The organism is Butyricicoccus porcorum, assembly GCF_002157465.1.
Lineage (GTDB): Bacteria > Bacillota > Clostridia > Oscillospirales > Butyricicoccaceae > Butyricicoccus_A > Butyricicoccus_A porcorum.
In genome coordinates this window covers 143,880-157,670 of the sequence record NZ_NHOC01000007.1, presented here as the reverse complement: position 1 = coordinate 157,670, position 13,791 = coordinate 143,880, and the positions used below count along the sequence as shown (strand labels likewise).

14 protein-coding genes are annotated in these 13,791 nt (G+C 54.0%); 5 read left to right on the top strand and 9 right to left on the bottom strand.

All coding sequences use genetic code 11. From position 1 onward, the window contains the following. Positions 1 to 9 precede the first annotated feature (9 nt). The 4 genes from ureB (CBW42_RS09290) to CBW42_RS09275 form a co-directional block, all read right to left on the bottom strand. Positions 10 to 1,731, bottom strand: coding sequence for an urease subunit beta (gene ureB / locus CBW42_RS09290; protein WP_087020401.1), 1,722 nt, complete (start codon positions 1,729 to 1,731; stop codon positions 10 to 12). A gap of 12 nt (positions 1,732 to 1,743) precedes the next feature. Continuing rightward, positions 1,744 to 2,103 carry an urease subunit beta gene (ureB, locus tag CBW42_RS09285; protein WP_087020398.1) on the bottom strand — a complete coding sequence of 120 codons (360 nt, stop codon included), beginning with the start codon at positions 2,101 to 2,103 and terminating at the stop codon, positions 1,744 to 1,746. 12 nt (positions 2,104 to 2,115) lie between these two features. Next, positions 2,116 to 2,418 carry an urease subunit gamma gene (ureA, locus tag CBW42_RS09280; protein WP_087020395.1) on the bottom strand — a complete coding sequence of 101 codons (303 nt, stop codon included), beginning with the start codon at positions 2,416 to 2,418 and terminating at the stop codon, positions 2,116 to 2,118. A 234-nt stretch (positions 2,419 to 2,652) separates the two neighbouring features. Next, on the bottom strand, positions 2,653 to 2,991 hold the full coding sequence (locus CBW42_RS09275) for a metal-sensing transcriptional repressor (RefSeq protein WP_087020392.1): 339 nt from the start codon (positions 2,989 to 2,991) through the stop codon (positions 2,653 to 2,655). 206 nt (positions 2,992 to 3,197) lie between these two features. Between CBW42_RS09275 and CBW42_RS09270 the strand changes: the two genes are divergently transcribed. From CBW42_RS09270 to CBW42_RS09255, 4 genes are all read left to right on the top strand, one after another. Next, positions 3,198 to 4,196: an energy-coupling factor ABC transporter permease gene (locus CBW42_RS09270; protein WP_087020389.1), complete on the top strand. Its 999-nt coding sequence runs from the start codon at positions 3,198 to 3,200 to the stop codon at positions 4,194 to 4,196. Then, positions 4,193 to 5,005 (top strand): cobalt ECF transporter T component CbiQ, encoded by an 813-nt coding sequence (gene cbiQ / locus CBW42_RS09265; protein WP_087020385.1) that lies wholly within the window; start codon positions 4,193 to 4,195, stop codon positions 5,003 to 5,005. The genes CBW42_RS09270 and cbiQ overlap by 4 nt, the downstream gene beginning before the upstream one ends. After that, positions 5,002 to 5,742, top strand: a complete 741-nt coding sequence (locus CBW42_RS09260) for an energy-coupling factor ABC transporter ATP-binding protein (RefSeq protein ID WP_087020382.1) — start codon at positions 5,002 to 5,004, stop codon at positions 5,740 to 5,742. The genes cbiQ and CBW42_RS09260 overlap by 4 nt, the downstream gene beginning before the upstream one ends. Before the next feature lie 212 nt (positions 5,743 to 5,954). Beyond that, positions 5,955 to 6,497 (top strand): TetR/AcrR family transcriptional regulator C-terminal domain-containing protein, encoded by a 543-nt coding sequence (locus tag CBW42_RS09255; RefSeq protein ID WP_087020379.1) that lies wholly within the window; start codon positions 5,955 to 5,957, stop codon positions 6,495 to 6,497. A 67-nt stretch (positions 6,498 to 6,564) separates the two neighbouring features. On the opposite strand, the gene CBW42_RS09250 is transcribed toward CBW42_RS09255, so the two are convergent. The 5 genes from CBW42_RS09250 to CBW42_RS09230 all read right to left on the bottom strand — a co-directional run bounded on the left by CBW42_RS09250 (position 6,565) and on the right by CBW42_RS09230 (position 11,242). Then, positions 6,565 to 8,085, bottom strand: coding sequence for an ATP-binding protein (locus CBW42_RS09250; RefSeq protein WP_087020375.1), 1,521 nt, complete (start codon positions 8,083 to 8,085; stop codon positions 6,565 to 6,567). After that, a complete protein-coding gene (locus tag CBW42_RS09245; protein ID WP_087020372.1) occupies positions 8,082 to 9,428 on the bottom strand; it encodes a vWA domain-containing protein in 1,347 nt (448 codons plus the stop codon). Before CBW42_RS09245 ends, CBW42_RS09250 begins: the two co-directional genes overlap by 4 nt. A gap of 10 nt (positions 9,429 to 9,438) precedes the next feature. Further along, positions 9,439 to 10,302, bottom strand: coding sequence for a leucine-rich repeat domain-containing protein (locus CBW42_RS09240; RefSeq protein WP_087020369.1), 864 nt, complete (start codon positions 10,300 to 10,302; stop codon positions 9,439 to 9,441). A 167-nt stretch (positions 10,303 to 10,469) separates the two neighbouring features. Then, positions 10,470 to 10,667: a DUF1858 domain-containing protein gene (locus CBW42_RS09235; protein ID WP_087020366.1), complete on the bottom strand. Its 198-nt coding sequence runs from the start codon at positions 10,665 to 10,667 to the stop codon at positions 10,470 to 10,472. A 14-nt stretch (positions 10,668 to 10,681) separates the two neighbouring features. Beyond that, positions 10,682 to 11,242 (bottom strand): flavin reductase family protein, encoded by a 561-nt coding sequence (locus CBW42_RS09230; RefSeq protein ID WP_087020363.1) that lies wholly within the window; start codon positions 11,240 to 11,242, stop codon positions 10,682 to 10,684. 268 nt (positions 11,243 to 11,510) lie between these two features. Between CBW42_RS09230 and CBW42_RS09225 the strand changes: the two genes are divergently transcribed. Next, positions 11,511 to 13,736, top strand: a complete 2,226-nt coding sequence (locus CBW42_RS09225) for a glycoside hydrolase family 3 N-terminal domain-containing protein (RefSeq protein WP_087020360.1) — start codon at positions 11,511 to 11,513, stop codon at positions 13,734 to 13,736. Positions 13,737 to 13,791: the final 55 nt, after the last annotated feature.

Sequence of the window (13,791 nt, the reverse complement as noted above, 5' to 3'; positions counted from 1 at the left end):
GCAGTAGAATTAGAACAGGCTGTACAGCTGTGTCAGCGGCAGCTTTTCTGCCGGCTTGGAGCTGATGGGTTCGCCGTCAACCGTGACCTCATAGGTCTCCGGATCAACGGTAAGCGCCGGCGTGCGGTCGTTGTAAACCATGTCCTTCTTGGTGATCTTGCGGCAGCCGGAAACCGGAACGACCGTCTTTTCCAGACCGTATGCGCCCTTGACATCCGCATCCATGGCAGCCTTAGAGACAAAGGTCAGGCAGGACTCGAACTTTGCCTTGCCGTGCGCCGCAAACATCGGCTGATACAGCACCGGCTGGGTGGTCGGAATGGATGCATTCGCATCGCCCATCTTGGAGGCGAGGATCATGCCGCCCTTGATGATAATGTCCGGCTTTGCGCCGAAGAATGCCGGGTTCCACAGAACCAGATCGGCGAACTTGCCCGTCTCGACCGAACCGACATAGTCGGCAATGCCGTGGGTCAGCGCCGGGTTGATGGTATACTTTGCAATGTAACGCTTGACGCGGAAATTGTCGTTGCCGTGACCCTCGTCCTCCGGCAATGCACCGCGCTCGTCCTTCATCTTGCTGGCGGTCTGCCAGGTGCGGGTAATAACCTCGCCGACACGACCCATTGCCTGCGAGTCAGAGCTCATCATGCTGAAAATACCCATATCGTGCAGGACATCTTCCGCCGCAATGGTCTCCGGACGGATGCGGGAATCCGCAAACGCAATATCCTCCGGAATGTTTTTGTCCAGATGGTGGCAGACCATCAGCATGTCCATATGCTCGTCCAGCGTGTTGACAGTGAACGGCATGGTCGGGTTGGTGGAAGACGGGAGTACATTCGGTGCTGCTGCCGCGCGGATGATATCCGGCGCATGTCCGCCGCCTGCGCCCTCCGTGTGGTAGGTGTGAATGGTGCGTCCGGCAATCGCGTCCAGCGTATCCTCAACACAGCCGCCCTCGTTCAGGGTATCGGTGTGGATGGCAACCTGTACGTCGTATTCATCCGCGACGTTGAGGCAGTGGTCGATAACAGCCGGGGTTGCGCCCCAGTCCTCATGAATCTTCAGACCCATCGCGCCCGCCTTGACCTGTTCAATCAGCGGCTGTTCATCAGAGCAGTTGCCCTTACCGAGGAAGCCGAGGTTCATCGGGTATTCCTCCGCCGCCTTGAGCATCATCTTGATGTTCCACGGACCCGGAGTACAGGTGGTTGCATTCGTGCCGTCCGCCGGACCGGTGCCGCCGCCGATCATCGTGGTGACACCGCTGTACAGTGCACAGTCAATCTGCTGCGGGCTGATGAAATGGATGTGGGTATCAATGCCGCCCGCGGTGACCAGCATGCCCTCGCCCGCGAGTGCCTCGGTGGACGCGCCGACCGTCATGCCCGGCGTGACGCCGTCCATCGTATCCGGGTTGCCCGCCTTGCCGATGCCCGCAATCTTACCGTCCTTGATGCCAATATCCGCCTTAATAATGCCGGTGGAATCGACAATCAGTGCATTGGTGATGACGAGATCAAGGTCGCCGTCCATGCTGCGGGTTTTGACCGACTGACCCATGCCGTCACGCAGCGTCTTGCCGCCACCGAACTTGGCTTCGTCGCCGTAGGTGGTGTAATCCTTCTCGACCTCAATGACCAGGCTGGTATCCGCCAGACGGACCTTGTCGCCGACCGTGGGGCCGTACATTGCAGCATACTTGCTGCCAGAAATCGAAATGCTCATGATTGTCCCTCCTTACAGAAATCCCTTGCGCTTGGCATTTTCCAGCGAAGCCGCCTTGGTTGCATCGGTTGCCTGTGCGCAGGTCAGGTCATTCAGGCCAAACACACGCTTACGGCCGCCCATCTCGGTAAGCTGGACTTCCTTTTCCTCGCCCGGCTCAAAGCGGACAGCTGTACCGGAGGGAATATCCAGATGGTAGCCATATGCCGCATCGCGGTCAAAGGACAGGCACTTATTTGCCTCAAAGAAATGGAAATGCGAGCCGACCTGAACCGGACGGTCGCCCTTATTTGCAACAACGATGGTAACAGTCTTTTTGCCTTCATTCAGAACGATATCGCGATCTGCGGGCATGATTTCGCCGATTTTCATGTTCCTGCCTCCTCACTGAATCGGGTTGTGGACGGTGACCAGCTTGGTGCCGTCCGGGAAGGTGGCTTCTACCTGAACCTCACCGATCATATCGGCTACACCGTCCATAACATCCTCTTTGGTCAAGATTTTGGTGCCGAGCTGCATCAGCTCAACAACTGTCTTTCCGTCTCTGGCAAGCTCCAGCAGCTCCGAGCTGATATACGCCAGCGCTTCGACATAGTTCAGCTTCAGGCCGCGCTCCTTGCGCTCCTTTGCAAGATTGCCTGCCATGTGCAGCATCAGCTTTTCCTGCTCCTTTGGATTCAGACGCATAATATTGCTCCTCTCTGTCCGAGTAAATAAAAAATCGCAGTCAGCAGAGCATGCAAACAACTCTGTAGACTGCGCATAAAAAAAGACAGACTGGGAGAGTCATTTTGTGCGACTCCGTTGTCTGCCTCTGTATACATCCCTACGCAGGGGATGATTTATTTCGACAACAGTATACAAAACTGTTCCCGAATTGTCAAGCAAAATCTGGAAACAATCCAAAAACCATTCTCGAAATCATTTCATAAACTGATCGATGGCGCGCTCCAGATCGCGGATAGCCTGCTCGTCGCCCTGCTCGACAGCATCGACAATGCAATGCTCGATGTGATCCTTGAGAATCACCTTGCCCGTGTTGGTCAGCGCGGCGCGCACCGCCGCGAGCTGAATGAGCACCTCCGGGCAGTCGCGCCCATCCTCCACCATTTTTTTGACGGATTCCAGATGTCCGATTGCACGTGACAGCCGATTGATAACAGCTTTGGTGTTGGCATGCGTATGCCCGTGTTCCTGTGATGCGCCGTGCTCATGTGGAATTCCGGCGGCATGCAGACGTTCATGCTCGTGTTGATCCATAGAGAACTCCCCTTTCTGTACGGAACAGTATAGCATGAAATCCGCGATTCTGACAAGCCAAAATTGCCCCGTTCTGCCAGTCTCTGGTGGAACCAAAAGAAAAAAACAACCCCCTTGGGGGCTTGCGCAGACAATTTCCTGTGGTAAAGTGAGGAATATAAAATTGCAAGTCTAAATCTCAAATTATTCACAAGGAGGATTTTATCATGCATATGGCTGACGCACTGGTAACGCCCGCAGTAGCCGGAACAATGTATTTCTGTTCCGCCGCCGCAGCGGGCTATTCCATCAAAAAAGTCCGTATGGAAAGCGATTCCAGAAAAATTCCGTTGATGGGTGTCATGGGTGCATTCGTATTTGCCGCGCAGATGATTAACTTTACCATCCCCGGCACAGGATCGAGCGGACATCTGTGCGGCGGCATGCTGCTGTCCGCGCTATTGGGACCATATGCCGGCTTTCTGACGATGATTGGCGTGCTGCTCATCCAGTGCCTGTTGTTCGCAGACGGCGGTCTGCTCGCACTCGGCTGCAACATCTGGAATATGGCATTTTACGGTTGTTTCCTCGGTGCCCTGTTCATCTGGAAGCCAATGATGAAAACCGGTATGTCGAAGAAAAAAATTATCGCGGCCTCAATCCTCGGCTGTATGCTGACGCTCCAGTGCGGTGCGTTCAGCGTCACGCTGGAAACACTCGCCTCCGGGGTAACGGAACTCCCGTTCGCTGCCTTTTTCGCTGTCATGCAGCCGATTCACCTTGCCATCGGCCTGGTGGAAGGCCTGATTACAGCGGCAGTGCTTCTGTTCGTCTATGAAGCACGCCCGGAACTCCTGTTTTGCCATAAATATGCCAAACAGGCAGAAGGGCGTTGTTCCTTCCGCAAGACGCTGGCAATCCTCGCCGCAGCCGCAGCTGTAATCGGCGGCGGACTGTCCTATTTCGCTTCCTCCAATCCGGACGGTCTGGAATGGTCCATTGCCAGGCTGACCGGCTCGACCGAACTCACCTCCTCCGGCGGCGTCTATGAAGCAGCAGGCGCAATTCAGCAGGCAACCGCACTTTTGCCGGATTATGCGTTTAAAAGCTCGGAATCCGCACTCGGAACGGCCTGTTCCGGTCTGATCGGCGGTATTGTTGTCATTGTCCTGTGCACACTTGTCTGCTGTGTGTTCAAATTCTTCCGGAAGAAAAAATCGGCATGAGCAGAGCAGAAAATGCAGTCCGTGAAATCCATCGCATGGACTGCGCCGCATCTCAGGATCAGTGGGCAAACCGCCTTCACCCACTGGTCAAATTTCTCCTGACCGTGTATTATATTGCGCTGACTGTTTCATTTTCCAAATATGATGTGATTGGTATATGCGGTATGGTGATATATCCTCTCGTTATGTTTCTGCTGTCTGAGCTTTCGTTTTCCGACTGCCTGCGGCGGTTGAAGCTCGTCCTGCCGCTGGTCTGCGTCGTCGGAATCCTGAACCCGTTTCTGGATCATACAACAATTGAACTCGGCGGCATTGAGATGAGCGCAGGCGTGTTGTCCATGCTGACACTGATTTGTAAGGGCGTATTCAGTTTACTCGCCTCGTATCTGCTGATTGCGACCACATCCATCGATCAGCTCTGCTATGCATTCCGTCTGTTGCATATGCCCAAAATCCTGATGACACAGATTCTTCTGACCTATCGTTATATCACGGTATTGCTCGAAGAGGTCAGCCGCATGATGCAGGCATATGCACTGCGTGCGCCCAATCAAAAGGGCATTCATATCACCGCCTGGGGCTCATTGACGGGACAGCTTTTGCTGCGCAGCGTTGACCGTGCAAATGTTGTCTATGAAAGCATGGTACTGCGCGGCCATCGCGGCAGCTTTGCATACATCGGCGAAAAAACGCGCCTGCGCGCGCAGGACATCGCATTCTTTGCAGTCTGGCTGACGGTGCTGACACTGTTCCGCAAATATCCGGTTTTCATCTTAATCGGCAACCTGACAGGAGGTCTGTTTACATGAATCAGCCACAAATCGAGGTGGAAAACCTCTCTTTTGCATATGAAGACAGCCGACAGATTCTGCACGATATCACGTTTCACGCATCCGGGTCAGAAGCGATTGGATTGGTCGGCGCAAACGGTGTGGGAAAATCGACGCTGCTCAAGCTGCTGGTCGGGCTGAACCTTGCCTTTTCCGGCAGCATCCATGTCAACGGACTGCCTGTGGAAAAAAAGACGCTTCCACAGATCCGGGAGAAAACCGGCTATGTCTTTCAGGACTCGGACAGCCAGTTATTCCTGTCAACAGCATATGAGGATATTGCCTTTGCCCCGCGCAACTACGGTTTTTCTGAAGCAGAAGTGGATGCGCGCGTACACCACGCGCTGGAACTGATTGGCATTGACCATCTGCGCGATAAACAGATTTATAAAATGTCCGGCGGCGAAAAGAAGATGGTTTCTATCGCCACAATTCTCTCCATGACGCCGGATATCATCCTCATGGACGAGCCGTCGATTGCACTCGACCCGCGCAACCGCAGGCAGCTGATTCATATTCTGAACGACCTTCCGGGTCTGAAGCTCATCGCCTCCCACGATCTGGATATGATCCTCGACACGTGCGAACGCACTATTTTGATGGCGAACGGAACCATTGTGCGTGACGGCCCGACAGCAGATATCCTGACTGACCGGGAATTACTCGAGGCCAACGGACTGGAGCTTCCACTCAGCTATATGCGGCATCCGCTATGACGCAATTACAGCGTAATCCGTCGAATTGTATTGCAAATCAGCCTTTTTTCTGCTATAATAGCGTCGAAACAGCCGGCACGGTACAGCATGATGCCAGCCACAGAGACCCCGCGTTTTCCGGCATCATTGGAAGCGATGGAACGTATCTGCCCGGCAGACGAGTTCTGTCTTTTTCTCGCTCCATGCCGTAACAGAAAGGATGTGTCCAGCCCTTGGCTGATTCCAATACAACAAAGCATGCACTTGCCGCAGCGCTCAAGGAGCTGATGGAGGAAAAACCGTTTTCCAAGATCAATATTGCGGATATCTGCGCAAAATGCAGCATGAACCGCAAGAGCTTCTATTATCATTTCAAAGACAAATACGATCTGGTGAACTGGATTTTCGACACCGAATTCATCGAAGAGATTGAGAACGGTGCGCAAAATCCCAACGCCTGGAATTTTTACCGCGATCTGTGCAATTATTTTTATGATAACAGGCCATTCTATCGAAAGGCACTGAAAATCAGAGGGCAAAACGCCTTCTCTGAGCATTTTCGGGAGCTCTGCCTCCCGATCTTTACCCGCGTACTGGAAACGCTGGTCGACGAGCCGGATGTCAATGATATCCAGCTGAATTTCTTTGCCGATGCATTCCTGCTTTCGATCGAGCGATGGATTCTCAGCAAGGACTGTATGAAACCGGATGAATTTGTTGAGGCAATGAAATCCTGTATTCGCATCGCCCACAAAATACATGTTGATGAGCTGTGAGCATACAAAAATCCGGCTGGTAAAAAATGCCATCCGGATTTTTTTCTATCCTCTCTGTCCCGGTTTCTCAAAGTCCGGTCAGGAAGCTCTGAATTTTCCCGATATCGCCCAGCAGCTGTTGCCGCCGCTTTCCGATCATCAGCTCTTTGTTGTTGCGGGCGTATGCCTCGCTACCATACTGCCCGATAAACCACGTGCTGAAAAAGTTTGTATTCAACTCGGTAACAAAGACCACCAGCTCCTGACTTTTGCCAAAGGCGGTTTCCAGGAAGGCAAAGGCGTGCTCCAGCTGCTGTGATGCAGAGTCTGCCTGCTCCTCCATTTTCTGTACTTCTGCCTGAAAGCGTTCCGAGAGAAGCACAAAACCGTCGTCATCGCTGCGGACTGCCTCCGCAGACAACACTGCCCGGTCATCCTCCAGCTGTTGTGCTGCCCGCAGCAGTGCGGAGACCTCCCTCCGGTCGACAGCCGCAGCTTTTTGACGGGCATACAGCGATGTACGGATGCGGTCGGACTCGCGCGCCAGCAACTCGCCCAGCGGCTGCTGGCCGAGATATCGTTTGACCGATTTCAGGCCCTCAAACAGGCGTGAAGCTGACATGTCCGTGTAATACGCTGTGGAAAAAGCCTCTGTCAGGCGGCCGATCAGCAGGCCGATCACGCTGAGCCGTTCATCGAACGGCGCGGTTTTCAGCCGCTCCAGTGCGGCGGCAGGCAGCCCGCCGGACAGGATTTCCTCCACATGGTAATCCGACTGGTATTTGCAGAACAGATCATAATACGCGGCAAAATCGCGCGCAATGCGCGGATGCTGAAGATATTCCAGAATGACCGGTTCATCGACCGGAAAATCCAGCTGCTCGCAGGTGAGAAGGAACTGCGACAGATCCTCCCAGCCGCGCGCGGTGACAAATGCCTGTCCGTCTACTGTGGTTTCAAACGCATAAAAATTCTGCTTCTTAATGTCCAGATAAGAGAGAATCGCCGGATGGATGCGGCTGCGGTAAGCATACTTCTTCCAGACTGCATAATCCTCCTGCACATCAATACGACGCAGGCGGTCGAGCGTGACAACATCGAAATCGCGCACAGATTTGTTGTATTCCGGCGGATTTCCGGCGGCAACAATGATCCAGCCCTCCGGCACAAAATGGCTTCCGAAGGATTTGCGCTGTAACAGCTGGAGCATGGTCGGTGCAAGTGTTTCGGAAACGCAGTTGATCTCATCGATGAACAGAATGCCCTCGCGCAGGTCAGTCTCCTCCATCTTGTCGTATACGGACGCGATAATTTCGCTCATCGTGTATTCCGTGATGGTCAGTTCTTTGCCGCTGTAATTTCGCTTTGTCAGATACGGCAGACCGATGGCGCTCTGTCTGGTGTGGTGCGTGATGGTATAAGACACCAGTGCAATGCCGCACTCTGCGGCGACCTGTTCCATAATCGCGGTCTTGCCGATGCCCGGAGGGCCCATCAGCAAAACCGGACGCTGGTGCACGGAGGGAATGCAGTAATTCCCCTCCCCATCCTTCGCCAGATAGGCCCGCACGGTGTGAATGATTTCCTGTTTTGCGCGTAGTATATTCATCGTTTCATCCCTTTTGTGATATCGTCTGTGCCCAGGACGAGCTTCATCGCCCACGGCGGCACCATATGGTCGGCATAATTGTCATCCAGAAACAGAAACGCGACATCATAGGGCGGGCGTTTCTGCGGAAAAATGCCAAATCCATCGGTAAAAAACAGCATGCCGCGCAGGTGCAGCAGCTCACCCTGCCGCTGTAGCTGTTCCACATAGTCAAAGACCGGTCGAAAATCCGTGTCACCGTTTCCGCAGACCTCAAACGTCTGCAAAACCTCCGTCAGATGCGTGGTATCGGTTATTTTCAAATCTGACTGGATGTCGGCGTCGCACTGGATAACGTGGACATTGACTGAGCGAAAAAAGCTGCCGGTATCCAGCAGCAGACTCACTGTCTGTTCCAGAAACCGCCGTACCAGCTCGCCGCTGCACGAACCGGAGGTGTCTACCGCAATGACAAAATCGTGGATTTTGCGCGCCTCACGGTATTCCAGTTCTTCTATCAGCGGCATATTTTGGTACAGCTGCATGCTGTAGTTGTAATACCCATAGTCAAAGCTGTCCGGATCGATGCGAACCTCCTCACGCGTGACCGCAAATTTCTGCAAAAATTTGCGGTAGTCACAGCGTTCCCGGTTTTCAATCTGTAATTGCTGCCGCAGGCTGCCCGCCATGAGGTTGAGCTCCCGGTGAAAGGTCTCCATCGAGGTCTGTGTCTTGCGGCTGATGTCCTGCCATTTCCGATCGACTTCCTCCCGGTCAGGCGGCGGACTGTCCGGGGAATCGCTGTCGGGCGATGGCTGCCCGTCGTTTTTGTCATCTTTCAGCTGTTCCCAGAATTTGTGATCGTCCGCCAGAAATTCTTCCTGCATGCGCCGCTTGTCAACGTAGGACATGTGAGACAGCGCACCGTAAACCTGTTCCGCGTTGCAGACTGACAATTCCAGACGGTCATAATATTCCTGCCTGCGGTCAGTCACCAGACGCTGCACGCACGGATACTCCATGGAATCCAATACGGATTCCACCGCAATATCACATGCAAGATTCCAGTCCTCCGCATCGCGGTCTTCGTCCTGCGTCATATGCCGAAAAATACAATGCAGCACCATATGCAGATAAGTGCGGTTGACACCCACCGGGTCGTCCTGATAGGCAGAAATCAGATAATTGGGATTGTAAAAGATGTGCACGCCATCAGTGGCAATGGTTCGCGTATTCAGATTTAATTCATAGGACAGTGCGGACAGCGCCACATCCAGAAACCGCATAGACAGGTACAGCTCACTGCGTGCCAGTGACAGAATGCGGTCTCCGATCCGGATCAGCTGTTCATGAAGTGCATTCATGCCGCACCCCCTACAGCGCAAACCGGTTTGCCCGGCGTCCGAAACGCGACAACCGGTGATCCATGAGCAGGCTGACACCCTCTGGGAACTCACGTTCCGATGCTGCCGCAATCGCGTCTTCCAGCTGCTCCCGGGTCAGCAGCTCTTCTCGAATCAACAGCTCCAGCCGCGGCAAATCACGCGCTGTCAGCACATCGGAAACGACTTCCGCTGCATGCGCGGACAGATAATCCAGATACGCTGTCCGATATTTCGCGCGCAGCTGGTATGGGTACAGCAGGCGGTAAAACGCGATCGCCTGCACAGCTTCCGGCTCGTCCTCGCGCACTGCGCGCGGGAAGGTGCGGTCATATTCGTCGAAATTGACGCCGTTGCGCGTCACACACATCCGGTAAAACGAACCGGAACCATAGGTGACTGAACGGAATTCGCGCGGTGGAATGATCTCCTGAAAGGCATAATCATATTCCGGGAACAGGAGGACAACTGTCTGTCTGTCCCCTGTCTCGATGGTCAGCGTAATTTCGTTGGTAAAATCGGTCACAATGCTTTTGAGCCAGGCCAGCCCCCTCACAAAAATGTGGTGAAGCGCCCGGCAGTTTTTGAATGCGCCGTCGCCGACCGAGCGCAGGCCGTTTTGCAGCACCAGCTGTTCCAGCGCAGCGCAGTTATAAAATGCATGATTGCCGATGGAATCGACACTTCCCGGCAGCGCGACACGCCGGAGCTGCGGCTGCTGCGCAAAGGCATAATCTCCGATTTCCGTCACCGGCACACCCTGCCACGTGTCCGGAACCGTCAGAAACGCGGCGCTGCTGTTGGATTTTACCAGTACTGCCCCGCGTTTTCCCTGTTCAAATATCAGATTTTCCATCCAATGCCCCCTGAGCCAGTTGTTTTATCGTCCTTATTGTACCACGCCGCCCGCCGCTCTGCCACAGTCGGGCGGAATTTTCTTTGCAAACCGCCCCTATCGGCAGAAAAAATGCACTCGCTGCATGCGCAGCGGGTGCATTTGTCTATATGGAACGCTTGCCGTGCTCACGCACCCAGGAAGCCCTTGAGATCCTCAATCAGATCATCTGCATCCATGCCGTGAACCTCTGCCGCCTGCTCGAGTGTCTCCATACGGGCGGACGGGCAGCCGATGCAGTGCATGCCCATATTGGTCAGGATATCCGCTGCTTCCGGAATGGCCTCCAGCAGTGCGCCGATTGTCGTATTCTTATTGATTCTCATGTGATTGTTCTCCTTTATTTCAACTTTGCTCCATCCTGAAATGCATTTCCGACTTTTTCGCCCAGCGCCAGATACGTGCGGTTAACCGGGTCAAACGCAATCGGGTGCAGCCGGGACGGGTCAATATTGCCGTCGGCCCCAAGGATGCTCTCCTCCGCGCTGACATTTACAATCTCGCCGAGCATGCACTCCGACTGTTCGTCATAGCTGACCAATCGGCATTCCAGTGTCATCGGCAGCTCATCGATCATCGGCGCATCCACCAGTTCACTCTTTGTCGTATGGAAGCCCGCGCGTGCAACCTTGTCCGGCACCTGATTGCCGGAGACAATGCCGACATAATCGCAGGCAACTACATGCGCTTCATCTGCCATGCTGACGGTAAATGCCTTTCTGGCAAGAATATTCTTGACGGTCTTGTGTCCGGCGCTGAGATACAGGGCGATCTGGTTGGAATCGCTGATGCAGCCCCATGCGGCGTTCATGACATCCGGCATGCCGTCCGCGTCATAGGATGCGATCATCAGCACCGGCTGCGGATACAGAAACGGCTTTGCGCCAAAGCTCTTTCTCATTTTGTTTCACTCCTGTCGTGAAATAGGTTTTATTTTGGATACCGCTATTATAGCACAGGCTCTTCCAATCGCAAAGTGTCCTGCCGCTTTTCTCTGAAAACAAAACAAAAATGCAAAAAAACATAAAATTGTATATTTTTAGATGAGAACTACCCCGTTTTCGCCCAAAAGAACATGGTATAATAGAAGCACGTGATAGTTACTCTTTGTATCCCAAATAGAATTTTTTATCCCGATTGCTGTCGGGACAGAGACAGGAGGACATGACATGGCAAAAAAGGCTTCTGAACACGTAACATACTATAAAAATGCAAACGGGCCGGTGATCGGCACGGTTGCACGCCGTATCATTGAGCAGGATGGTTGTTATTTTAAGGACATCGACGGCTCCGGCACGCTGAACCCGGTTGCGGACTGGCGTCTGCCCGCAGAGGAACGCGCCCGCGCCTATGCGCAGACGCTGACCACAGAGGAAAAGCTGGGACAGATTTTTATTTCAGATTGGCGCACCGGCGAGGCGCAAAAGGACAAAAGTCTGCTGGATGAATCCGGCCTTCTGGACGAAGGCGAATTACACGGCAAAACCATTTTCGGCGAGCAACACCTGCCCAGCACTTCTTTCCTGCTGAAGAACTGGTGGGCACGGCATTTTATTCTGCGTGCCAATTCTGACGCAGAATATCTGACCGACTTCCTCAACCAGATGCAGGCCGTCGCCGAGGAATGTGAACATTTTGTCCCGGTACAGGCAGCTTCCAACTCGCGCAATGAGCATGCAATTCCCGTATTCGGCATGAATGATGCTTCCGGTGTCTTTGCCACCTGGCCGGGTACGCTTGGCATTGCGGCCGCCATCAAGGGCGACAGCATCGAAATCGCCGACCAGTTTGCCGACGCAATCCGCCGCAGCTGGAATGCAACCGGCCTGCGCAAGGGATATATGTATATGGCGGATGTCATGACCGATCCGCGCTGGCAGCGCACCTATGGTACCTTCGGCGAAGATCCGGCACTGATCTGCGAGATTTTCGAGCACCTTCTGCCGCGTATTCAGGGCAGTTCAGATGGTGTCACGAACGATGGCGTCGCCATGACAGTCAAGCATTTCCCGGGCGGCGGCGCACGGGAAAATGGCTTTGACCCACACTATGCCGCAGGACAGTGGAACGTCTACGCCACCGAGGGCAGCCTCCAGAAATACCACATCCCAGCCTTCCAGGTTGCTGTAGACAACCATGCCTCCGCGATCATGCCATACTATTCCAAGCCGTCCGCCGAAAAGAGCGCACCGCAGACAGACAAAAACGGCCATCCGATAGAAATGCAGCCGTTCGGCTTCGCATATAACAAACCGTTTATCGACGGCATGCTGCGCAAGCAGATGGGCTTCCAGGGCTATATCAATTCGGATACCGGCATTGTCCATAACATGGGCTGGGGTGTTGAAATGCTCGACCAGCCGGAGCGCATTGCATTCGCGCTGAACAATGGCGGTGTCGACCTCATCAGCGGTCTGTTTGACATTGATTACGGCAAGGAAGCACTGGCGCGTACAAAGAATGGCTATTACGACACACATCCCGTCCCGGACGGCTTCCGCAGAGAGGAGCTTGAACTGACCGAAGAAGCGCTGAACCGCGCTGTCATCCGCACAATGACCGAGATGTTTGCACTCGGCATGTTTGACAATCCGTACCGTGATCCGGCGGAGGCGAAGGCCGTCACCGCCAACCAGACCGACTGGGCGAATGCAATGGATGCGCACCGCAAGAGCGTAACTCTGCTGAAAAATGATGGCACACTGCCGCTGACTGCCGACAGTCTCACCGGCAAAAAGGTCTATGCGGAGGCATTTTACAAGCAGCCGGAGCTTGCAGAAAAAGACACCGCCGAACTGAAAAAGCTGTTGGAAGGTGCTGTGATTGTCGAAGATCCCGCACAGACGGACTATGCCATCCTGATGATTTCTCCGTCCTCCGGCGAATACTTTAACGCCACATCGGGTTATCTCGAACTGGATATCTGTGAAGACAAGACAGTGCCGAACGTCGATGAAACGGGCCGTCCGGTCGCAGAAACGCACACAGAAACCACGCTCCCCGGTGCAAAACGCATTGTGGACATCACAGCTGCCGTCCACGCAAACGGCGGCAAAGTCATTGCCAACATCAATTTCACGCTTGCATGGCAGGTGGGCAATATTGAGCCTCATGTCGATGCGCTCACCGCAGGCTATGACACCTATCTCTCCGCAACTGTCGACGTCATGCTCGGTCGGTATGCGGCAACCGGCAAATTGCCCATCACGCTGCCGCGCGGCGATGAGGTCCTCGCTGTCGACGCCGAAGGCCGCTGTGTCAGCCCGAACGACGTCCCGGGCTATGACAAGGATCTGTACATGCCGGATGCGCTCAAGGACGAAAACGGCAAGGCATATGCATACCGCGACACCGCAGGCAACTACTATGAACTCAACTTCGGTCTGAGCTACTGATTTTGATTTCCTTCCGGAAAATCCCGTAAAAACAGCAAAGCCCTTCCGCCAACCG

Bases quoted from the DNA above. Each gene is read 5' to 3' on its own strand.
- ureB (WP_087020401.1), bottom strand. From the start codon at position 1,731: ATGAGCATTTCGATTTCTGGCAGCAAGTATGCTGCAATGTACGGCCCC.
- ureB (WP_087020398.1), bottom strand. From the start codon at position 2,103: ATGAAAATCGGCGAAATCATGCCCGCAGATCGCGATATCGTTCTGAAT.
- ureA (WP_087020395.1), bottom strand. From the start codon at position 2,418: ATGCGTCTGAATCCAAAGGAGCAGGAAAAGCTGATGCTGCACATGGCA.
- CBW42_RS09275 (WP_087020392.1), bottom strand. From the start codon at position 2,991: ATGGATCAACACGAGCATGAACGTCTGCATGCCGCCGGAATTCCACAT.
- CBW42_RS09270 (WP_087020389.1), top strand. From the start codon at position 3,198: ATGCATATGGCTGACGCACTGGTAACGCCCGCAGTAGCCGGAACAATG.
- cbiQ (WP_087020385.1), top strand. From the start codon at position 4,193: ATGAGCAGAGCAGAAAATGCAGTCCGTGAAATCCATCGCATGGACTGC.
- CBW42_RS09260 (WP_087020382.1), top strand. From the start codon at position 5,002: ATGAATCAGCCACAAATCGAGGTGGAAAACCTCTCTTTTGCATATGAA.
- CBW42_RS09250 (WP_087020375.1), bottom strand. From the start codon at position 8,085: ATGAATATACTACGCGCAAAACAGGAAATCATTCACACCGTGCGGGCC.
- CBW42_RS09245 (WP_087020372.1), bottom strand. From the start codon at position 9,428: ATGAATGCACTTCATGAACAGCTGATCCGGATCGGAGACCGCATTCTG.
- CBW42_RS09240 (WP_087020369.1), bottom strand. From the start codon at position 10,302: ATGGAAAATCTGATATTTGAACAGGGAAAACGCGGGGCAGTACTGGTA.
- CBW42_RS09235 (WP_087020366.1), bottom strand. From the start codon at position 10,667: ATGAGAATCAATAAGAATACGACAATCGGCGCACTGCTGGAGGCCATT.
- CBW42_RS09230 (WP_087020363.1), bottom strand. From the start codon at position 11,242: ATGAGAAAGAGCTTTGGCGCAAAGCCGTTTCTGTATCCGCAGCCGGTG.
- CBW42_RS09225 (WP_087020360.1), top strand. From the start codon at position 11,511: ATGGCAAAAAAGGCTTCTGAACACGTAACATACTATAAAAATGCAAAC.